Source organism: Pseudomonas sp. SK3(2021) (assembly GCF_016772375.1).
GTDB lineage: Bacteria > Pseudomonadota > Gammaproteobacteria > Pseudomonadales > Pseudomonadaceae > Aquipseudomonas > Aquipseudomonas chlororaphis_I.
Genome location: NZ_CP061943.1, coordinates 4,968,334 through 4,988,901, shown reverse-complemented (window position 1 = coordinate 4,988,901; position 20,568 = coordinate 4,968,334). Strand labels below are relative to the sequence as shown.

Genomic DNA, 20,568 nt, shown 5'->3' with positions numbered 1-20,568 from the left:
TTTATCGTCATTAGGAGAGGGCATGCGCGATTACAAGTGGCTGCACGAATACTGTCTGAACCGCTTCGGTTCGGCGGCCGAGCTGGAAGCCCATCTGCCGGTGCCGAAAACCCCGGCGCAATTGCGCAAGATCAGCGATGACCGTTATCTCTCGACCCTGGCCCTGCGGGTGTTTCGCGCCGGCTTGAAGCACAGCCTGGTGGACGCCAAGTGGCCGGCCTTCGAAGAGGTGTTCTTCGGTTTCGACCCGCAGAAAGTGGTACTGATGGGCGCCGAGCACCTCGAGCGGCTGATGCAGGACACGCGGATCATTCGCCACCTGGGCAAGCTCAAGAGCGTGCCGCGCAATGCGCAGATGGTGCTCGACGTGGAAAAAGAGAAGGGCAGCTTCGGCGCCTTGATCGCCGACTGGCCGGTGACCGACATCGTCGGCCTGTGGAAGTACCTGGCCAAGCACGGTCACCAGTTGGGCGGCCTGTCGGCCCCGCGCTTTCTGCGGATGGTCGGCAAGGACACCTTCGTGCCGACCTATGACGTGGTGGCGGCGCTGAATGCGCAGCAGATCATCGACAAGGTGCCCAGCAGCCTCAAGGACCTGGCCACCGTGCAGGGCGCCTTCAACCAGTGGCACGCCGAAAGTGGCCGGCCGCTGTGCCAGATCTCGATGATGCTGGCGTATACGGTCAACCACTAGGACCCTATCGCGAGCAAGCTCGCTCCTACAGGAACTACGCAAGTCTTGTAGGAGCGAACTTGCTCACGATATCACCGCCGTCAGGCGGTACCGACCTCGCCTTCGCCCGCCAGCTTGCGGTTGAGCTGGAAGCGCCAGCGCACGTAGAGCAGGGCCGAGCAGAACACCGCCAGGCTGGCGAGCATCTCCAGGATGCCGAACAGTTGCCGGTTCGGATCGTAGGCGGCCAGCGCGCCCTTGATGAAATACAGGTTCACCACAAAGCACATCCAGGAATGCCCGCGCGCGCTGCCCACCAGCATGCCCGGCGCCATCAGCAGCAGCGGTACCAGTTCGATCAGCAGGATCACCCAGGGCCGGGCGCCGTGCAGGTCGGCGACGAACAGGTAGTAGCCGCAGAGCAGGCCGACCAGGCCGAAAAAGCAGATCAGGCTCAGCACCCGGGTGATGCGTACGCGCGGCTCCAGCCATTCGATGGCCGGCAGGATCTTTGGCTTTTTAGCCACGGCCGCTCTCCAGTTGCAGGGCAGTCTTGGCCAGGCGCAGGCCCAGGGCGCGGCAGAGGGCGACCTCGTGCTCGTTCAGCGGGCTCTTGCCATCGGCGCCGGCGTGATGGCTGGCACCGTAAGGCGTGCCGCCGCCACGGGTTTCCAGCAGGGCCGACTCGCTGTAGGGCAGGCCGGTGATCAGCATGCCGTGGTGCAGCAGCGGCAGCATCATCGACAGCAGGGTGGTTTCCTGGCCGCCGTGCAGGCTGGCGGTGGAGGTGAATACCCCGGCCGGCTTGCCCACCAGGGCGCCGGTCAGCCACAGGTTGCTGGTGCCGTCGAGGAAGTACTTCAGCGGCGCGGCCATGTTGCCGAAACGGGTCGGGCTGCCCAAAGCCAGGCCGGAGCAGTGCTTAAGGTCATCGAGGCTGGCGTACAGCGCGCCGTCTTTCGGGATGCTCGGGGCCACGGCCTCGCAGTCGGCGGAAATCGCCGGCACGGTGCGCAGACGCGCCTCCATGCCACCTTGTTCGATGCCCCGGGCGATCTGCCGGGCCATCTCGGTGGTCGAGCCGTTGCGGCTGTAGTAGAGAACCAGGATGTACGGCGTACTCAAGGCAGGATCTCCAGCACATTCTCCGGCGGCCGGCCGATGATGGCCTTGTCGCCGACTTCGAGAATCGGCCGCTCCATGAGTTTCGGGTGTGCGGCGATGGCGGCGATCAGCTGTGCTTCGCTCAGGCTGGTGTCGGCCAGGTTGAGGGTCTTGTACTCGTCTTCGCCGGTGCGCAGCAGCTGGCGGGCGCCGATCCCGAGCTTGCCCAGCAGGCTTTGCAACTGGGCGGCATCGAGCGGGGTTTCCAGGTAGCGGACCACGGTCGGGGTCAGGCCACGGGCTTCCAGCAGTTCCAGCGCACCGCGGGATTTCGAGCAGCGCGGGTTGTGATAAAGCATCAGATCGGTCATGGGCGGGTCGCATCTTGCGTAAGGTGGCGGCTATTCTACCTGTGCGGCGGGCAGTCCTGAACCTTGCTAGGCGATGGGTCGCACGAGAAAGCGGGTTTGACGGTTTTTTTCAATACAAGGATCAAGGCATGGCAAGGCAACTGGCAGCGGCATTGGCGATCATCGGCACCTTGTTGCTGAGCGGCTGCGGTAACGATTACGGGGTCGATCAATATGGCCGGAAAGTCGCCGCCGAGCGCGTGGACAAGCAGTGGCTGGTACTCAATTACTGGGCCGAATGGTGTGGGCCGTGCCGCACCGAGATTCCCGAGCTCAATGCGTTGGCCGAAGGGCTCAAGGGCCAGCCGGTGAGTGTGCTGGGGGTCAATTTCGATAACGTCCAGGGCGAAGAACTGAAAAGCGCCAGCGAAAAACTGGGCATCAAGTTCACCGTGCTGGCGCAGAACCCGGCGGAGATTTTCGACCTGCCACGCAGCGAAGGGTTGCCGGTGACCTACATCATCGATGACCAGGGCAAGGTGCGTGAGCAACTGATGGGCGAACAGACCGCGGCGGGCGTGATGGCAAAGCTGGAAGCCTTGCGCGGGCATTGATCCGTAGCCGCTGCCGCAGGCTGCGATAAGGTCCGCAGGACCTTCAGCGATCCCGAGATCGCAACGGCCTTGCAGGCCGATTGCAGCCTGCGGCAGCGGCTACAGAGGGGGTCAGCCTTCCTCGAGCCACCAGCGCAACGGCTTGCCTTCGGCCGGCCAGAAGCGCACTTGCTCGATCGGGGAAATGTCCCAGCGCTGGACGGTTTCCAGCGCCTGCAGGAAGCGTCGCTCCTGCTCCATCAGGGCGGGCGCGCACATCTTGCGGGTGCTGCCGACCTTGCCGAAGCTGAGCTTGTCGCCGTCCAGGGTGTAGGGCGCGAACCAGTGGTTGCAGCCACCGTTGCCGTAGGCGCGACCGTCTTCACCGAGGGTGATGGTCAGGTGGCTGTAATCGATCAACGGACGCTCGCCGATCCACTCCAGGATATAGCTGCGATCCTGCTGCAGTTTCACCGGCTCCGCGGCGCAACCCAGCAGGCCGGCGCCGAACGCGGCAGTCAACGCCAGGCGTTTCATTGGGCGGCTCGCTGGCATTTCGGGCAGAGGTGTCTTTCCCCTTCGCTGATCCAGCCCAGCTCGGCGATCCGCGCGCTGGCCGCGGGCTTTTGCGCCTTGCTGCCCAGCTTGGCATCCACTGCGAACTCGAAGCTCAGCTCGGCCGCACAGCCGTCGCAGTTGACCTGCCACTGATGGATCGCCAGCTCGCCGAACACCGGACCACGGGCCACGGCGACCCACTGGCCGACCGGGTTGATCAGGTGTCGCACGGTTTCCACCGTCAGGCGCATCGACAGGTCCTTGCTGCCCTTGAGGGTGACAATCAGCACGTCGTCGTTGCGGATGGATCCACCGTTGCCGGTGACCTGATAGCGGCCGGGCACCAGGGCGCGGCATTCGATCAGGGTGTGTTGCGGGTTCATCAGGCTGTAGCGGAAATCGTGTTCGACCATGGGTCCTCCAAATCTGGCGCGTATGCTAGCACGCACCCTGATATCTCAGGTTGCAGGCAGATGACCTTCGCTTACCGCCGGTCCGTCGACTCAGCCTTCCACCCGGTTGCAGGGCGCACCGGCGGCCCAGGCGGCGATGTTATGCAAGGTGGTATCGGCGATCGCCGCCAGGGCTTCGCGGGTGAGGAAGGCCTGGTGGGCGGTGACTATCACGTTGGGGAAGGTCAGCAGCCGCGCCAGCACGTCGTCCTGCAATGGCAGGTCGGAGCGGTCTTCGAAGAACAGTTGCGCTTCCTCTTCGTAGACATCCAGCCCCAGGTAGCCCAGCTGGCCGTTCTTCAGGGCTTCGATCAGCGCCGGGGTATCCACCAGGCCGCCGCGGCCGGTGTTGATCAGCATCGCCCCCGGCTGCATCCGGGCCAGGCTCTGGTGGTTGATCAGGTGTTTGCTGTCGGCGGTGAGTGGGCAGTGCAGGCTGATGATCTGCGCCTGGGCCAGCAGTTCCGGCAGGCTCAGGTAACGCGCGCCCAGGGCTTCGACGTGCGGGTTGGGGAAGGGATCGTGGGCCAGTAACTGGCAGCCGAAGCCGGCCATGATCCGGGCGAAGGTGGCGCCGATCTGCCCGGTGCCGACGATGCCGACGGTTTTCCCCACCAGGTCGAAACCGGTCAGGCCGTGCAGGCTGAAGTCGCCTTCGCGGGTGCGGTTATAGGCGCGGTGCAGGCGACGGTTCAGCGCCAGGATCAGGGCCACGGCATGCTCGGCCACGGCATGGGGCGAGTAGGCCGGGACCCGGACCACGCTCAGGCCCAGGCGCTTGGCCGCGGCCAGGTCGACATGGTTGTAGCCGGCTGAGCGCAGCGCGATCAGGCGCGTGCCGCCGGCGGCCAGCTGTTCCAGCACCGGGGCGCTCAGGTCGTCGTTGATAAAGGCGCAGACCACCTCGTGGTGCTCCGCCAGGGCCGCGGTGTCCAGGCTCAGGCGCGCAGCCTGGAACTGTAGCTCGAGGCCCGGCGGCCGCTCGGCGCCGAGGAAGCTGTCGCGGTCATGGTTCTGGCTGCTGAAGAGAATCGTGCGCATGGCGTCGTCCTTGTGGGAGGTTGCTCCCAGCATGCACCTTTGGGACAAGCGTGTCGTTGCCCTGAGTCAGGCGTTGATGCGGGCCTCCGTGGCCAGGCGGTTGATCGCCCGCTCGAGTTCGTCGAGGGCGGCGAAGGCCTTGATGTCTTCCTGCTTGAGCAGGGTTTCGCTGCGCTGGCAGGCGGCGCGTAACTGCGGCACTCCACAGTAGCGGGTCGCCCCGTGCAGACGGTGGACCCGTTCGATCAGGGCATTGTGGTCGTTGGCGGCACGGGCGGCGCGAATCGCTTCACGATCGGCCTCCAGCGAGGCCAGGAGCATCGCCAGCATGTCGGCGGCCAGGTCCGCCTTGCCGGCGGCCAGGCGCAAACCTTCCTCATGATCCAGCACTTGCAGCTCGAGGCCATTGCCGGACGGTTCGCCCATGCGTTCCGGACCCTGGTTGCGCAGGGCCAGACCGGTCCACTTCAGCACCACCTGAGCCAGCTGCCGCTCACTGATGGGCTTGGTCAGGTAGTCGTCCATGCCGCTTTGCAGCAGCGCGCGTTTTTCGTTGGCCATGGCGTGGGCGGTGAGGGCGATCACCGGCAGCGGCGTGCAGTTGCGTTCGCTTTCCCACTGGCGAATCGCCTCGGTGCTCTGGCGACCGTCCATGCCGGGCATCTGCACGTCCATCATCACCAGGTCGAAGGATTCGTTCTGCACCGCCTTGACCGCCGCGTAGCCGCTGTCGACCGCGAGCACCTTGGCGCCCATGTCCTCGAGTAGGGTCTGCACCAGCAGCAGGTTGGCCGGGTTGTCATCGACACACAGCACCCGTGGCGGGCGACTGGCGATCGGTTCGCTCGGCTCGCTGCGCACCGCCTTGGGGTTGACCAGATCGGCCAGGGCGCGCCGCAGTTTGCGGGTGCAGGCCGGTTTGGCCTGCAACTGGCTGTGAGGGTTGGGCACCGACAGGTGGAACAGCGTCTGTTCGGTGGTCGGGCACAGCACCAGCACTTTGCAACCCAGGTGTTCGAGGTCCCAGATGTGCTGGTTGAGGCGTTCCGGCGGCATGTCGTTGGCGGTGATACCGAGGACCGCCAGGTCGATCGCCTGCTCAGTTTGGTGCACCCCGGTCACCCCGTTGGTCAGGGCTTCCAGGGTATTGAACGGCGTCACTTCCAGGCCGCAGTCCTCGAGTTGATGCTGCAGGGCCTGGCGCGCCAGTTCATGGTTCTCCAGTACCGCGACCCGCCTGCCGAGCAGCGGCGGTGCGGGCAGGTCTTCGGCGTCGTCGCGGGTTTTCGGCAGGCGCAGGCTGATCCAGAACTCCGAACCTTCGCCGGGCGTACTGTCGACACCGATCTCGCCGCCCATCTGTTCGATCAGGCGCTTGGAGATCACCAGCCCCAGGCCAGTACCACCAGGTTGCCGCGACAGCGAGTTGTCGGCCTGGCTGAAGGCCTGGAACAGGGCGCGCACGTCCTGGTTCGACAGGCCGATACCGGTGTCCTGAATACTGATGCGCAGTTGCACGCTGTCTTCGTGTTCTTCTTCGAGCATGGCGCGGGCAACGATGGTGCCTTCGCGAGTGAACTTGATGGCGTTGCTCACCAGGTTGGTGAGGATCTGCTTGAGGCGCAGCGGGTCGCCCACCAGCGACAGCGGCGTATCGCGATACACCAGGCTGACCAGTTCCAGCTGCTTGGCGTGGGCGGCCGGGGCAAGGATGGTCAGGGTGTCCTGCAACAGGTCGCGCAGGTTGAACGGAATGCTGTCGAGCACCAGCTTGCCGGCTTCGATTTTCGAGAAGTCGAGAATTTCGTTGATGATCCCCAGCAGGCTGTCGGCGGACTTTTCGATGGTGCCCAGGTAATCCAGCTGGCGCGGGGTCAGCTCGCTTTTCTGCAACAGGTGGGTGAAGCCGAGGATGCCGTTGAGCGGTGTACGGATCTCGTGACTCATGTTGGCCAGGAATTCCGACTTGATCCGGCTGGCCTCCAGGGCCTCCTTGCGCGCCAGGTCCAGTTCGATGTTCTGGATCTCGATGGTCTCCAGGTTTTGCCGGACGTCCTCGGTGGCCTGGTCGATGCTGTGTTGCAGTTCTTCCTGGGCGTTCTGCAGGGTGCCGGCCATGCGGTTGATGCCCGAGGCCAGTTCGTCCAGCTCCTGGCTGCCGAGCAAGGGCAGGCGGGTTTCCAGGTTGCCGTCCTTGAGTTGGGTGACGGCCTGTTTGATCTGGCTCAGCGGGTTGTTGATGGTGCGCCCCATGCGCAGCGCCAGCAGGCCGGTGCCGATCAACCCGGCGGTAATCAGCAGCAGGCTGGCGAACAGGCTGCGGTAGCCGCGCAGCAACATGCTGTTATGGGACAGTTCCAGCTCGACCCAGCCAAGCAGGCGGTCGGACTCGTCGGGAATCAGGTCGCCGGCCAGGTTGCGGTGGCGGCCGAACACCGGCAGCAGGTAGCGGGTGGCGTCGCTGCCGGTACGTTGCAGCATCTGGCTGCCGTTACCGGTCGGCGCCTGGTTGAGCATGCTCGGGCCGGCATGGGCCAGGGGCGTGCGGTCGGGTGCGAGGAAGGTCACCGCGCGCACGTCCTGCTGTTCCAGGGACTGGGTGGCGATGCGTTCGAGCAGGGCGGTGTTCTTGTGGGCCAGGGCGGGTGCCACCAGGGGCGCCAGTTGCTCGGCGATCATTTCGCCGCGTTGCAGAAGCTGGGTATGCAGGTCCGACTGCTGCATCCAGGTGAAATAACCGCCCAGCACCAACGCCATCAGGCTGGTTGGCAGCAAGGTCAGCAACAGCACGCGGCCTTTGATCCCCAGTTTCTTAAGCACGCAACTCTCCTGCTAACACGCCATCTTGAATGAACCCTGCGCACATCCGGTGCGCACCACCTGCGCAGTGTAGCCATTTGCTTTGCCGCAATCTTCGCAAAATTAACCGTCGAACCGCTCAGATGTCCCGGGCCAGGCGCGTTGTCGACCTGTGTCGGTTGCCCGGCCGCGGGCAATCTTGAATAATCGCCAACTGAGAATTACTTGCAGAAGCTAATGAATCCCGTATCTGTCGGCCATCCCCGGATCCTGAGCATCGAAGACGACCTGGTGCTCGGCGCCTATGTGCATGAGCAATTGGGCCATTGTGGGTTTGATGTCACCTGGTGCCAGAACGGCCAGGAAGGGCTGGCGATGGCCTGCCAGCAGCCATTCGATGTGGTGCTGATGGACATCCTGCTGCCCGGGATGGACGGTTTGACGGTGCTCACGCATTTTCGCCAGAGCCATTCCACGCCGGTGCTGCTGATGTCGGCGCTGGGGGCCGAGGCCGATCGCATCAGCGGTTTTCGCCTGGGGGCCGACGACTACCTGCCCAAGCCCTTCAGCATGGCCGAGCTGCGGGTGCGTATCGAAGCCATCCTGCGGCGCGTGGCCCTGGATCGCCGGCCGGCCCCGGCGCCGCTCAGGCAGGAAGCCCAGGGGCTGCGTTTCGACGACGAGTTGTGCGACGTGATTTACGGGCAACAGTGGGCCGGGCTGACCCGCAGCGAGTACCGCCTGCTGGAGACGCTCAACCGCAACGGCGACGAGGTCCTGAGCAAACCCTTCCTTTATCAACATGTGCTGCAGCGCGGGTACGCGCCCCATGATCGCAGCCTGGACATGCACATCAGCCAGATCCGCCGCAAACTCAAGGCCGTCGGTTATGTCGCGCGGCAAGTGCGCACGGTCTGGGGCAAGGGCTATGTGCTGAGCGCCATCGATGAAATGGCCTGAGCTGCCTGGCAGGCATTCGCTGTTCTGGAAGCTGGCCTTTCTGTTGGTCGCGTTCTGCTTGTTGATGATCTGGTTGAGCTGGTCCTGGGGCCGCTACATGGAGCAGAAGAATCTGTTCCTCTCCGACGAGGCTCGCGGCACGCTGACTGGCTACGCCGCTGAAGCCGAACAGGCCTGGAACCAGGGGCAGAGCGCCGGGGTCGATGCCTGGTTGCAGGGCATGGCCGGGCGCGAACGGCATTGGGTCGGGGTCATCGGTCGCGACCTGCAATCGCTGAGCAGTGATCCGCTGAACGAAACCGAGAGCCAGCACCTGACGTTCCTGCGCGGCCTGGATTGGCCAGTCAGCCGCCATACCCGTGGTTTGCCCTGGCTGAAGCTTCCATTTCCCAACGACCCGTCTGCCGGCAGCCTGGTGATCGAACTGCCCCAGCGCTTCATGCCCGGGCGCTACCGGGTGTTCTGGCGGGTGCTGACCAATGGGGTGATTCCCGGCTTGTTCACCCTGTTGCTGTGTGTCGGGCTGTATCGACTGCTGGTGGTGCCGCTGAACCAGCTGCGCGAACAGGCCAACGCCTGGCGCGCCGATCAACTGAATGCGCGGCTGTCGAGCCAGACCACTAGTCGCCAGGATGAGCTGGGCGAGCTGGGCCGGGCGTTCGACCAGATGTCCGAGCGCCTGCAGGGCACCGTGGCCTTGCAGCAGCAATTGCTGCGCGATCTTTCCCATGAATTGCGTACGCCCCTGAGCCGACTGCGAGTGGCTTGCGACGGCGAGCAGAGCCTGTCGGCACTGCGCGAGCGCTTGACGCGGGAAGTCGATGGCATGCAGCGGCTGGTGGACGATACCCTGCAACTGGCCTGGCTCGACACCGAGCGGGCGCCGCTGGCCGAGGAAGACATCCAGATCCAGGCCCTGTGGGAAATGCTCACGGAAAACGCCTGCTTCGAAAGCGCCTGGTCCAGCGCGCGACTGCACTGCGCGCTGGATGCCTCGTGCTGGGTCCGGGGCAACCTCAATACCCTGGCCCAGGCCCTGGAAAACATCCTGCGCAATGCCATTCGCCATTCGCCCGTGGGCGGTCGCGTGCTGCTGGACGGCCAGCGCCAGGGCGAGCATTGGCTGCTATGGCTGGAGGATGAAGGGCCTGGCGTGGCCGACGCCGATCTGCAGCGGATCTTCGATCCCTTTACCCGCCTCGACGGCTCGCGTCCGGGCAATGGCGGTTTTGGCCTGGGGTTGAGCATCGCGCGCAACGCCGTGCAGCGCCAGGGCGGCCAGCTATGGGCGGAAAATGCCGGGCGTGGCCTGCGCTTGAACATGCGTCTGCGGGCCGCCGCTATGGTGGAAGCGCCTTCGAGCGAAGCTGATTCGATGCCTTATATCGTTAAGCCATAAGACCCTCACTTTGCGTGATATGGCCTGCGAACGTTTGCCGGTATGATAGTCGCCCCCGCAGTCCGGATTGCGAATACGCCATGACCTTGCAGTACCCCACCATCGCCGATTGCGTCGGCAACACCCCGCTGGTCCGTTTGCAGCGCCTGCCCGGCGTCACCAGCAACACCCTGCTGCTCAAGCTCGAGGGTAATAACCCGGCGGGTTCGGTCAAGGACCGCCCGGCGCTGTCGATGATCACTCGCGCCGAGCTGCGTGGGCAGATTCACCCCGGCGATACGCTGATCGAAGCGACCTCGGGCAACACCGGGATTGCGCTGGCGATGGCCGCGGCGATCAAGGGCTACAAGATGATCCTGATCATGCCCGACAACTCCAGTGCCGAGCGCAAGGCGGCGATGACCGCCTATGGCGCCGAGCTGATCCTGGTCAGCCAGGAAGAGGGCATGGAGGGCGCGCGCGACCTGGCCGAGAAGATGCAGGCCGAAGGTCGCGGCAAGGTGCTCGACCAGTTCGCCAACCTGGATAACCCGGAAGCGCACTACACCGGCACCGGCCCGGAAATCTGGCGGCAGACCGAGGGCACCATCACCCATTTCGTCAGCTCCATGGGCACCACCGGCACCATCATGGGCACCTCGCGTTATCTGAAGGAACAGAACCCGAACGTGCAGATCATCGGCCTGCAACCGATGGAAGGCTCGGCCATTCCCGGCATTCGCCGCTGGCCGCAGGAATACCTGCCGAAGATCTACCAGGCTACTCGCGTCGATCGCATCGTCGACATGGCGCAGAGCGAAGCCGAAGAGGTGACCCGGCGCCTGGCCCGCGAAGAAGGCATCTTCTGCGGCGTGTCGTCGGGTGGTGCGGTGGCGGCGATGTTGCGCTTGTCCCGCGAAGTCGAAAACGCGGTGATTGTCGCGATCATCTGTGACCGTGGCGACCGTTACCTGTCGACCGGCATCTTCGATGCGCCCAACTGATGGCTAAGCCAGTCAGAGGCCTGCGCTTCCAGCCTTCGGGTGGGAGCCGGGCGGCGCAGATACCCGTTGGAAAAAAACAGCGCCTGACCATCGAGCGCCTGGCCAACGACGGCCGCGGCATCGCCTTCCTGGAGGGGCGTACCTGGTTCGTTGTCGGTGCACTGGCGGGCGAAGAGGTCGAGGCGCGAGTATTGGGCGCCCATGGCAAAGTGGTGGAAGCCCGTACCGAGCGGGTGTTCGGCGCCAGCGATCTGCGCCGGCCGGCGCCTTGCGCCCATGCCGGCCGTTGTGGTGGCTGCAGCGTGCAACATCTGCCCCATGACGAACAGCTTGCCCTGAAACAGCGCATGCTCGCCGAGCAGCTGTCGCGGGTCGCCGGTGTCGAGCCAGAGGAGTGGGCGGCGCCCTTGAGCGGTCCGGAGTTCGGCTACCGGCGCCGGGCGCGGGTCGCAGTGCGCTGGGACGCCAAGGCGAAAAATCTCGAAGTGGGTTTTCGCGCCGCCGGCAGCCAGGACATAGTCGCCATCGATGAATGCCCGGTGCTGGTACAGCCCTTGCAGCCGATCATGAGCCGCTTGCCGGCGATGCTGCAGCGCTTGAGCAAACCGCAGGCGCTGGGGCATGTGGAGCTGTTCAGCGGTTCGGCGATTGCCGTGCTGCTGCGCCATATGGCGCCGTTGTCCGCAGCCGACCTGGAGATTCTCCGGGCGTTCTGCGCGTTCCATGAGGCCCAGCTGTGGCTGCACGGTGAAGGCGAGCCGCAACCGGTGGACCCGGGCCAGGCCCTGGGCTATCGCCTGGAACCGTGGAATCTGCAGCTGGTTTATCGGCCGGGGGATTTTGTCCAGGTCAATGCCGGAGTCAACGAGGCGATGGTGGCCCAGGCCCTGGAATGGCTGGCGCCGCAGGCCGATGAGCATGTGCTGGACCTGTTTTGCGGCCTGGGCAACTTTGCCCTGCCGCTGGCGCAGAACGTTCGGGAAGTGGTGGCGGTCGAAGGGGTGGCGACCATGGTCGCGCGTGCCGCGGAGAATGCCGCTAGCAACAATTTGCATAACACCCGGTTTTTTCAGGCCGATTTATCGCAGCCCCTGAGCGATGCCGAGTGGGCCCGCGAAGGCTTTTCTGCGGTACTCTTGGACCCACCTCGGGACGGGGCTTTCGAGGTGGTACGCAAGCTTGCGAGCCTGGGCGCCAAGCGCCTGGTTTATGTGTCATGCAACCCAGCCACTCTGGCGCGTGACACAGTCGAACTGGTCAGGCAGGGCTACCGGTTAAAACGTGCCGGGATCCTCGATATGTTTCCTCAGACGGCACATGTCGAGGCCATGGCGTTATTTGAAGCGAGCTAGGATGGCTCGTCTAATCCGTTGGCCCGCCAGGCAGCACTCGCCGGCCCAGCGAGGAAATACTGGCAGTGAAGGTCAGCGATTTGACGCATTGAATGTGCGTCGTAGGGAAGGTAAAGCAAGATGGTACAGGTGAGAGCGCACCAGCCGATCAACACCGACGGCAGTATCAATCTCGAGGCGTGGCTCGATCATGCGGTCAGCGTCGACATGGCACTGGACCGTGAAGCCTTGAAAGAAGCCTGCGAGTTCGCTCGTGAGGCCGAGTTACAACACATCGCCGCGAAGAATCCCAGCGGCGAAGACATGTCGAGTTTCAGCACTGGCCTCGAGATCGCGGAGATCCTCGCCGACCTCAAGCTGGATCAGGACTCGCTGGTGGCCGCGGTACTCTACCGTGGCGTCCGTGAAGGCCAGATCCCGCTGCCGGCCGTCAGCCAGCGCTTCGGCCCGGTGGTGGCCAAGCTGATCGACGGCGTGCTGCGCATGGCGGCGATCAGCGCCAGCCTCAGCCCCCGCCAATCCCTCGTGCTCGGCACCCAGGCCCAGGTGGAAAACCTGCGCAAGATGCTGGTGGCGATGGTCGATGACGTGCGTGTGGCACTGATCAAGCTGGCCGAGCGGACCTGCGCGATTCGCGCGGTGAAAAACGCCGACGACGAGAAGCGCAACCGGGTCGCCCGGGAAGTCTTCGACATCTACGCACCGCTGGCGCATCGCCTCGGTATCGGCCATATCAAATGGGAGCTGGAGGACCTGTCCTTCCGCTACCTGGAGCCTGAGCAGTACAAGCAGATCGCCAAGTTGCTGCACGAGCGGCGCCTCGATCGTGAGCGCTTCATCTCCGATGTGATGAACCAGCTGCAGAACGAACTGCGGGCCACCGGCGTCGACGCCGACATCAGCGGCCGGGCCAAACACATCTATTCGATCTGGCGCAAAATGCAGCGCAAGGGCCTGGAGTTCAGCCAGATCTACGACGTGCGCGCGGTGCGCGTGCTGGTCCCGGAAATGCGCGACTGCTACACCGCGCTGGGGATCGTCCACACCCTGTGGCGACACATTCCGAAAGAGTTCGACGACTACATCGCCAACCCCAAGGAGAACGGTTACCGCTCGCTGCACACGGCGGTCATCGGCCCTGAGGGCAAGGTCCTGGAAGTGCAGATCCGTACCCACGCGATGCACGAAGAGGCCGAGCTGGGGGTCTGCGCCCACTGGCGCTACAAGGGCACCGACGTCAAGTCCGGCTCCAACCACTACGAAGAGAAAATCTCCTGGCTGCGCCAGGTGCTCGAGTGGCATGAGGAACTGGGGGATATCGGCGGCCTGGCCGAGCAACTGCGGGTGGATATCGAGCCGGACCGGGTCTACATCTTCACCCCCGACGGTCACGCCATCGACTTGCCGAAAGGCGCGACGCCGCTGGACTTCGCCTACCGCGTGCACACCGAGATCGGTCACAACTGCCGGGGCGCGAAGATCAACGGGCGCATCGTGCCGCTCAACTACAGCCTGCAGACCGGCGAGCAGGTCGAGATCATCACCAGCAAGCACGGCACGCCAAGCCGCGACTGGCTGAACCCGAACCTGGGGTATGTCACCACCTCGCGGGCGCGGGCGAAGATCGTCCACTGGTTCAAGCTGCAGGCACGCGATCAGAACGTGGCGGCGGGCAAGACCCTGCTCGAGCGCGAACTCGGTCGCCTCGACCTGCCGCAGGTGGATTTCGACAAGCTGGCCGACAAGGCCAACATGAAAACCGCCGAGGACATGTTCGCCGCCCTGGGCGCGGGCGACCTGCGCCTGGCGCAACTGGTCAACCTGGCGCAGCAGTTGGTGGAGCCGGAGCGTGGCAACGAACAGCTGGAGTTGATCCCGCGCAAGGCCACCGGCTACAAGCCGGGCAAGCGCGGCGACATCCAGATCCAGGGTGTCGGCAACCTGCTGACCCAGATGGCCGGCTGCTGCCAGCCGCTGCCGGGGGATGCGATCGTCGGTTACATCACCCAGGGCCGCGGGGTGAGCATTCACCGTCAGGACTGTGCCTCGGTGCTGCAACTGGCCGGCCGCGAGCCGGAGCGGATCATCCAGGTCAGCTGGGGCCCGGTGCCGGTGCAGACCTACCCGGTGGACATCATCATTCGCGCCTACGACCGCTCCGGCCTGCTGCGTGACGTGTCCCAGGTGCTGCTCAACGAACGGATCAACGTGCTGGCGGTCAACACCCGCTCGAACAAGGAGGACAACACTGCGTTGATGTCCCTGACCATCGAGATTCCGGGGCTGGACGCGTTGGGGCGGTTGCTGGGGCGTATTTCCCAGTTGCCGAACATCATCGAGACCCGCCGTAACCGTACCCCTTGAGGAAGGCCCGACACTGCGGGAGCAAGCTGGCTTGCTCCCGCAGGGGGCGCTAACGAGAGTTGCCGATGTACAGCCTTGAAGACCTGTTGCACCTGATGGCGCGGCTGCGGGACCCGCAGTACGGCTGCCCTTGGGATATCAAGCAGACCTACGCCACCATCGTTCCCCACACCCTGGAAGAAGCCTACGAAGTGGCCGATGCCATCGAGCGGGGCGATTTCGAGCATTTGCAGGGCGAGTTGGGCGATCTGCTGTTCCAGGTGGTGTATTACAGCCAACTGGCACGGGAGGAGGGGCGTTTCGAGTTCGATGGCGTGGTCGACAGCATCACCCGCAAGCTGATCCGTCGCCACCCCCATGTATTCCCTACCGGGGATCTGTACGCGCCGCTGGATACCCCGCGGCTGGACGAAGAGCAGGTCAAGCAGCGCTGGGAAGAGATCAAGGCCGAGGAGCGTGCCGAGAAGTCGGCGCAGCCTTTGCAGTTGTCCTTGCTCGACGATGTACCGGCGGCGCTGCCGGCCCTGTCCCGCTCGGCCAAGTTGCAAAAGCGCGCGGCCCAGGTCGGTTTTGACTGGCCGGACGCCTTGCCGGTGGTGGACAAGATCCGCGAAGAACTCGATGAAGTGCTCGAAGCCATGTCCGAGAATGACCCGCAGGCGATCGCCGACGAGGTGGGCGACCTGCTGTTCGCCGTGGTCAACCTGGCCCGGCATCTGCAGGTCGATCCGGAAACCACCTTGCGTGGCGCCAATGCCAAGTTCGAGCGGCGCTTTCGATTTATCGAGCAGGCATTGCGCGATACCCGTCGACCCATGGAAGATTGCACCCTCGAAGAGTTGGACGCCTTGTGGGGCGAAGCCAAACGTCAGGAAAAGAATTTGCCCAGCTGTGGCTGAGGCTGTTGCCTAAGTGAGTGAGCACCAATGAGCCTTTCCCTTCGCGACCAGTTGCTCAAAGCAGGGCTGGTCAACCAAAAGCAGGCCAAGCAGGTCAGCAAAGAGAAACAGAAGCAGCAACGCCTGGCCCACAAAGGCCAGATCGAACTGGATGATTCCCAGCAGCGTGCGGCCCAGGAAGCCATGGCCGAAAAGGTCAAGCGCGACCAGGAACTCAACCGTCAGCAGCAGGAGAAGGCCGAGCAGAAGGCCCGTGCCGCGCAGATCAAGCAACTGATCGAAGTGTCGCGCCTGCCGAAACTGACCACCGAGGACTACTACAACTTCGTCGACGACAAGAAGGTCAAGCGCCTGTCGGTGAACCCCCTGATGCGCAACAAGCTGAGCAGCGGCTCGCTGGCTATCGTGCATCATGCCGGCGGTTATGAAGTCATCCCGCGTGAAGCCGCGCTGAAGATCCAGGAGCGCGACCCACGGCGCATCGTTCAGCTCAACACGCCGACCGAGGCGCCGGACGAGGACGATCCGTACGCGGCCTACCAGATCCCTGACGATCTGATGTGGTAAGCCCGCAGAAACAACAAACCCCGCCATGAGCGGGGTTTGTTGTTTCTGAAGCGGCTACCGATGCGTGGCGGCAGCCGCGGCAGTCATTGTGAGGTCAGGAGCTTTGCGGTGCGCGATTCTGCTCCAGCTTCTCCAGTTCGGCCTTGTAATTATGGGCATCGCTCTCGGAATGAAACATTCCCACCAGCATGTCTTGTTGATGCACGTCCCAGATCCGTACACCTGCGGCTACGCCTTCATGGGACATGTGTGAATCGTCGCGTTCAGTTACTTTTACAGTCATCTGCTAGCTCCAATCTCTATTGATCTGCAGCAAGGCGTGTGCAGGACTCCGTTATATATTTTGTTAGCTGGCTAAGTAAATTGCTTTCAAATGCAACAATCTTTTGCAGATTTCGAAACAGTCCCACAGGCCACGGAAACTGTGGCATTCGGTCGCAGGGGGCGGAGTTTCATGACAAAAGTTTCATGTTGGGCGGTTGTTGTGCTGAGCGCTTTTGCCCGGCAAGCGAGCCTGCCAGGTTGCCAGGAGGGCTGGGCTTTAGCGGTTAAATAGAAACATCGGGCGAAAAAAAGCCCCGCATCGGCGGGGCTTTTCATTGTCGTTTGGCTTAGCTGCCTTTGACGGTCTTGCCGTTGACGGTGCCGTTCAGGAGCATGATGTTGTACTCCTTGCCGTCGGTTTCGACCTGTTGCAGGCGAACCAGCAGGTAATCCCAATCCTTGGCGAACCACATGACGGTGATGCGTTTGCTTTGTGTCGGGTCGCGCACGCGCTCGACCTTGATCGCGTCGATCTGGCCGGCCTTGGTGTCGACTTTTTCCGAACCCAGGACGCGGAAGTCATAAGTATCGACTTCGCCATCATCGACGACCTGATAGCTCATGCTTTTCTTGCCGGCGGCCACATCGTGCTGCAGGGCGAGCTGGTAGGTGGATTTGTCGACCATGCCGCGATTGAGCGGGATCTTGACCGCATCGCCACGATCGGTGCCGGTGACCATCTTGGTGTTCCAGTCGAAGTCCAGGTCGGCTTTCTTGGCTTTGCCCAGGCCGCCGCGCTCGAAGTGATAGGACTGCGGCAGCAGGGTGTCCTTGTCGAGCGTCAGGGTGCTTTCTTCAGTCAGGCTGGCGATCATCATCGAGGCCTTGAAGCTCAGCTTCCAGGTGCCGTTGCCTCTCTTTTCCAGGCTGCGTTCGGCGGTGCCGCTCATCGGCAGCTGTTTCCAGTCGGCGGTATAGCTGGCGGAGAAGGGTTGAAGGTCCGCAGCCTGCGCGAAGGGCAGGGCGAGCAGAGCACAAGCGAAGAGCAGGGCGCGACGCATAAAATCTCCTAATTACGAATCAAGTGGCCACTGGCGGCCAGTAACTGACCATCCAGTAAAGCACCCTGTTCGCCGAGTGTGAGTCGACCTTCGGCAAACCAGCGTACGGCCATCGGGTAAATCCGGTGTTCCTGGACGTGGACCCGCTGCGCCAGGCTTTGCGGCGAGTCGTGCAACTCTACCGGGATCACTGCCTGTACGACCAGTGGCCCGCCATCGAGTTCCTCTGTCACAAAGTGCACACTGCAGCCGTGCTCGGTGTCTCCGGCCTCCAGTGCTCGCTGATGAGTGTGTAACCCTTTGTATTTGGGTAGCAGCGAAGGATGGATATTGAGCAGGCGACCCTGATAGTGCCGAACGAAGTCTGCGCTGAGAATGCGCATGAATCCGGCAAGCACCACGAGCTTGGGCTGGAAGGCGTCGATCAGTTCGATCAGTGCGGCATCGAAGGCCTCGCGGCCTTCGAATGCCTTGTGATCGAGGGAGCGGGTATCGATACCCGCGTCCTGGGCGCGTTGCAGGCCATAGGCATCGGCGCGGTTGGAAATCACCGCGCGGATGCGCACCGGGCTGTCGTCGCCCCGGGCACTGTCGATCAGGGCCTGCAAGTTGCTGCCGGTGCCGGACAACAGCACCACTACATCACAGGTGGCTGGCATCGGCTCTTGCATCAATGTGCCTTGAGGTTTTTCAGCTCGACCTGGGCAGCGCCTTCGGCGGCGCTAGCGATCTGACCAATGACCCAGGGCTGCTCGCCGGCTTCGCGCAGGACATTCAGGGCGCTTTCAACATGCTCCTGAGCCACGCAGATCACCATGCCCACGCCGCAGTTCAGCACGCGGTGCATTTCGTGTTCTTCGACGTTGCCTTTCTCTTGCAGCCAGTCGAATACCGCCGGGCGCTGCCAGCTGGCCACGTCGACCACGGCCTGGGCGCCTTTTGGCAGAACGCGCGGGATGTTGTCCAGCAGGCCACCACCGGTGATGTGGGCCATGGCCTTGACCGCGCCAGTGTCCTTGATCAGCTTGAGCAGTGGCTTGACGTAGATACGGGTCGGGGCCATCAGCAGTTCGGTCAGCGGCTTGCCGTCGAGCTGGACGGTTTCGATGTCGGCACCGGAGACTTCGATGATCTTGCGGATCAGCGAGTAGCCGTTGGAGTGCGGGCCGGAAGACGGCAGGGCGAGCAGGGCGTCGCCGGTGGCCACTTTCGAGCCGTCGATGATTTCGGCTTTTTCCACGACACCGACGCAGAAGCCGGCCAGGTCGTAGTCTTCGCCTTCGTACATGCCTGGCATTTCAGCGGTTTCACCGCCAACCAGGGAGCAGCCAGCCAGTTCGCAGCCGGCACCGATGCCGGTGACCACGGTGGCGGCCACGTCGACGTTGAGCTTGCCGGTGGCGTAGTAGTCGAGGAAGAACAGCGGCTCGGCGCCGCACACCACCAGGTCGTTGACGCACATGGCGACCAGGTCCTGGCCGATGCTGTCGTGCTTGTTCAGGTTCAGTGCCAGGCGCAGCTTGGTACCCACGCCGTCGGTACCGGAGACCAGTACTGGCTGCTTGTAGCCGGCCGGGATTTCGCAGAGGGCGCCGAAACCGCCCAGGCCGCCCATGACTTCCGGGCGCGCAGTGCGCTTGGCGACGCTCTTGATGCGTTCGACCAATGCTTCACCGGCGTCGATGTCTACACCGGCGTCTTTGTAGCTCAGGGAGGGTTGCTTGCTCATGATCCAGGCCTTTAGGGGGGATTCAGGGGGTATCGACCGAGCCCAGGGAGGCCATTGAAACAGTCGCGGCGGCAATGCCGCGCAATCATTTCAGCGACCCCGGCTGTTGCCGGTCTGCGAAGGCGCGCGATTTTATCAGGCTTGAGGTGTAGCGGCCATCCTCGGGCCGACGGGCAGGGCATATCCGCTTAAAAAAAACCGCAATTGTGCGTGTCGATCGCGTCGCTCAGGGCTGTATAAGGTATAGCCTTGTACCCGCTGCCGTTATGACAGCACGAAAACTTCCATCGATCGGGTGAATGTTTGCCTGGGCTTTGTGGTCACAGCCTGGGTCAATCCTGTTCATGCGGTCCGTTCCAGCCGCCTTTTGTCGTCGGGAATCCTCCATGCGTTTGTGCAAATTTCTTTTTGTGGGCTGTTTGTCATTGATCAGCCTGGCGAGCCATGCCGAAACCCTCAATAACCTGTATCAGGTCCGCGAACCGGTCAGCAGCCAGACCCCTGGCGAGCGCGATCAGGCCACCCAGCGGGCCCTGGAAACCCTGGTGCTGCGCCTGACTGGCGATAGCAAGGCCCTGCAGAACCCGGGGCTGGCGGCCATCCGCAAGGACCCGCAGCAGATCATCAGCCAGTACGGCTACGACGCTGGCCCTCCCGAAAGCCTGCAGGTCGATTTCGATCCGGCCAGCACCGATCGGGCGCTGCGCCAGGCCGGCCTGTCACTGTGGGGCAGCAATCGCCCATCGATTCTCGGCTGGTGGCTCACCGACTCCAGCGAAGGTTCTAGCCTGGTCGGCGACGGCCAGGCCAGTGCCGCGCCGTTGCGCCGTGCGGCCCTGCATCGCGGCTTGCCGCTGCGTTTGCCGCTGGCTGACCTGAATGAGCAGATTGTCGCCACGGCTCCGAATCTCGAAGGTTCTGATCCGGCGCCATTACGTGCCGCGTCGGAGCGTTACGGCGCGGACGCCCTGCTGGCGGTGCATGCCAGTGAAGAGGGTGGTCAGTGGCAGGCCAAATGGCGCCTGTGGCTGGGTGACCAGAAGGAGCAGGGCAGCGTCCAGGGAGCCGATGTACCGGCTTTGGCCGATGCTGTGTTGTTGGCGGTCAGCCAGCGCCTGGCGCCGCGCTTCGTGGTCAAGCCGGGCGCATCCGGCGAGCAGTTGCTGGAAGTGCAGGGCATGAACCTGGAGCGCTACGCAGCGTTGGGCCGTTTGCTCGAACCCTTCGGCGGGCGTTTGCAGCGTGTCGATGGCGATCGTTCTGTGTACCGGGTCAGCGGCAGCGCCGAGCAATTGCGTGCGCAACTGAGCCTGGCTCGGTTGCAAGAAGTCCCGGCGGATGCTGCGCCTGTCCAGCCGACGGTCGAAGGTGCGACGCCTGCGCCTGCGCCGGCCGTGCAGCTGCGTTTTCGCTGGTAGGT

Annotated in this window: 21 protein-coding genes; 10 read left to right on the top strand and 11 right to left on the bottom strand. The window is 63.6% G+C overall.

The features are described from left to right. Positions 1-22: 22 nt before the first annotated feature. The gene (locus IF690_RS21810) at positions 23-694 is read left to right on the top strand and encodes a DNA-3-methyladenine glycosylase I (protein WP_009045127.1); all 672 of its coding nucleotides are present in this window, start codon (positions 23-25) and stop codon (positions 692-694) included. 80 nt (positions 695-774) lie between these two features. Here the strand turns inward: IF690_RS21810 and IF690_RS21805 are convergent, their stop codons facing one another. From IF690_RS21805 to arsC, 3 genes are read right to left on the bottom strand one after another with little or no spacing between them, the layout of a single operon-like run. Next, a complete protein-coding gene (locus tag IF690_RS21805; RefSeq protein ID WP_023966603.1) occupies positions 775-1,200 on the bottom strand; it encodes a DUF2069 domain-containing protein in 426 nt (141 codons plus the stop codon). Then, entirely contained in the window at positions 1,193-1,798 is a 606-nt protein-coding gene (gene wrbA, locus IF690_RS21800; RefSeq protein WP_202697341.1) for an NAD(P)H:quinone oxidoreductase, read from the bottom strand. The genes IF690_RS21805 and wrbA overlap by 8 nt, the downstream gene beginning before the upstream one ends. Beyond that, positions 1,795-2,148 (bottom strand): arsenate reductase (glutaredoxin), encoded by a 354-nt coding sequence (gene arsC / locus IF690_RS21795; protein WP_202697340.1) that lies wholly within the window; start codon positions 2,146-2,148, stop codon positions 1,795-1,797. The genes wrbA and arsC overlap by 4 nt, the downstream gene beginning before the upstream one ends. 128 nt (positions 2,149-2,276) lie before the next feature. On the opposite strand from arsC, the gene IF690_RS21790 reads away from it, so the two are divergent. Further along, on the top strand, positions 2,277-2,741 hold the full coding sequence (locus IF690_RS21790; protein ID WP_007931800.1) for a TlpA disulfide reductase family protein: 465 nt from the start codon (positions 2,277-2,279) through the stop codon (positions 2,739-2,741). Between the two features lie 111 nt (positions 2,742-2,852). On the opposite strand, the gene IF690_RS21785 is transcribed toward IF690_RS21790, so the two are convergent. From IF690_RS21785 to IF690_RS21770, 4 genes are all read right to left on the bottom strand, one after another. Then, the gene (locus IF690_RS21785) at positions 2,853-3,257 is read right to left on the bottom strand and encodes an META domain-containing protein (RefSeq protein ID WP_023966598.1); all 405 of its coding nucleotides are present in this window, start codon (positions 3,255-3,257) and stop codon (positions 2,853-2,855) included. Next, entirely contained in the window at positions 3,254-3,691 is a 438-nt protein-coding gene (locus tag IF690_RS21780; protein WP_202697339.1) for a hypothetical protein, read from the bottom strand. Before IF690_RS21780 ends, IF690_RS21785 begins: the two co-directional genes overlap by 4 nt. Positions 3,692-3,781: 90 nt before the next feature. Further along, the gene (locus tag IF690_RS21775) at positions 3,782-4,771 is read right to left on the bottom strand and encodes a 2-hydroxyacid dehydrogenase (protein ID WP_202697338.1); all 990 of its coding nucleotides are present in this window, start codon (positions 4,769-4,771) and stop codon (positions 3,782-3,784) included. Between the two features lie 66 nt (positions 4,772-4,837). After that, positions 4,838-7,591 (bottom strand): response regulator, encoded by a 2,754-nt coding sequence (locus IF690_RS21770; protein ID WP_202697337.1) that lies wholly within the window; start codon positions 7,589-7,591, stop codon positions 4,838-4,840. A gap of 216 nt (positions 7,592-7,807) precedes the next feature. Between IF690_RS21770 and IF690_RS21765 the strand changes: the two genes are divergently transcribed. The 7 genes from IF690_RS21765 to IF690_RS21735 all read left to right on the top strand — a co-directional run bounded on the left by IF690_RS21765 (position 7,808) and on the right by IF690_RS21735 (position 16,094). Continuing rightward, positions 7,808-8,530 (top strand): response regulator transcription factor, encoded by a 723-nt coding sequence (locus IF690_RS21765; RefSeq protein ID WP_202697336.1) that lies wholly within the window; start codon positions 7,808-7,810, stop codon positions 8,528-8,530. Beyond that, positions 8,517-9,929: a sensor histidine kinase gene (locus IF690_RS21760; RefSeq protein ID WP_202697335.1), complete on the top strand. Its 1,413-nt coding sequence runs from the start codon at positions 8,517-8,519 to the stop codon at positions 9,927-9,929. The genes IF690_RS21765 and IF690_RS21760 overlap by 14 nt, the downstream gene beginning before the upstream one ends. Before the next feature lie 80 nt (positions 9,930-10,009). After that, on the top strand, positions 10,010-10,912 hold the full coding sequence (cysM, locus tag IF690_RS21755) for a cysteine synthase CysM (RefSeq protein WP_202697334.1): 903 nt from the start codon (positions 10,010-10,012) through the stop codon (positions 10,910-10,912). Beyond that, the gene (gene rlmD / locus IF690_RS21750; protein ID WP_202697333.1) at positions 10,912-12,264 is read left to right on the top strand and encodes a 23S rRNA (uracil(1939)-C(5))-methyltransferase RlmD; all 1,353 of its coding nucleotides are present in this window, start codon (positions 10,912-10,914) and stop codon (positions 12,262-12,264) included. Before cysM ends, rlmD begins: the two co-directional genes overlap by 1 nt. A gap of 120 nt (positions 12,265-12,384) precedes the next feature. After that, positions 12,385-14,628, top strand: a complete 2,244-nt coding sequence (relA, locus tag IF690_RS21745) for a GTP diphosphokinase (RefSeq protein WP_202697332.1) — start codon at positions 12,385-12,387, stop codon at positions 14,626-14,628. A 65-nt stretch (positions 14,629-14,693) separates the two neighbouring features. Continuing rightward, positions 14,694-15,527 carry a nucleoside triphosphate pyrophosphohydrolase gene (mazG, locus tag IF690_RS21740; RefSeq protein WP_202697331.1) on the top strand — a complete coding sequence of 278 codons (834 nt, stop codon included), beginning with the start codon at positions 14,694-14,696 and terminating at the stop codon, positions 15,525-15,527. 27 nt (positions 15,528-15,554) lie between these two features. Then, entirely contained in the window at positions 15,555-16,094 is a 540-nt protein-coding gene (locus IF690_RS21735; protein WP_202697330.1) for a DUF2058 domain-containing protein, read from the top strand. A gap of 94 nt (positions 16,095-16,188) precedes the next feature. Here IF690_RS21735 and IF690_RS21730 read toward each other — a convergent pair whose 3' ends face one another. The 4 genes from IF690_RS21730 to purM all read right to left on the bottom strand — a co-directional run bounded on the left by IF690_RS21730 (position 16,189) and on the right by purM (position 19,148). Continuing rightward, positions 16,189-16,377 (bottom strand): hypothetical protein, encoded by a 189-nt coding sequence (locus IF690_RS21730; RefSeq protein ID WP_025805664.1) that lies wholly within the window; start codon positions 16,375-16,377, stop codon positions 16,189-16,191. A 328-nt stretch (positions 16,378-16,705) separates the two neighbouring features. Next, positions 16,706-17,419 (bottom strand): DUF3108 domain-containing protein, encoded by a 714-nt coding sequence (locus IF690_RS21725; protein ID WP_202697329.1) that lies wholly within the window; start codon positions 17,417-17,419, stop codon positions 16,706-16,708. An 8-nt stretch (positions 17,420-17,427) separates the two neighbouring features. Beyond that, positions 17,428-18,078: a phosphoribosylglycinamide formyltransferase gene (gene purN, locus IF690_RS21720; protein WP_202697328.1), complete on the bottom strand. Its 651-nt coding sequence runs from the start codon at positions 18,076-18,078 to the stop codon at positions 17,428-17,430. Between the two features lie 11 nt (positions 18,079-18,089). Continuing rightward, positions 18,090-19,148, bottom strand: a complete 1,059-nt coding sequence (purM, locus tag IF690_RS21715; protein ID WP_009050270.1) for a phosphoribosylformylglycinamidine cyclo-ligase — start codon at positions 19,146-19,148, stop codon at positions 18,090-18,092. A gap of 386 nt (positions 19,149-19,534) precedes the next feature. Here purM and IF690_RS21710 point away from each other — a divergent pair, with 386 nt between their 5' ends. Continuing rightward, the gene (locus tag IF690_RS21710; protein WP_202697327.1) at positions 19,535-20,566 is read left to right on the top strand and encodes a DUF2066 domain-containing protein; all 1,032 of its coding nucleotides are present in this window, start codon (positions 19,535-19,537) and stop codon (positions 20,564-20,566) included. The last annotated feature ends 2 nt before the right edge of the window (positions 20,567-20,568 follow it).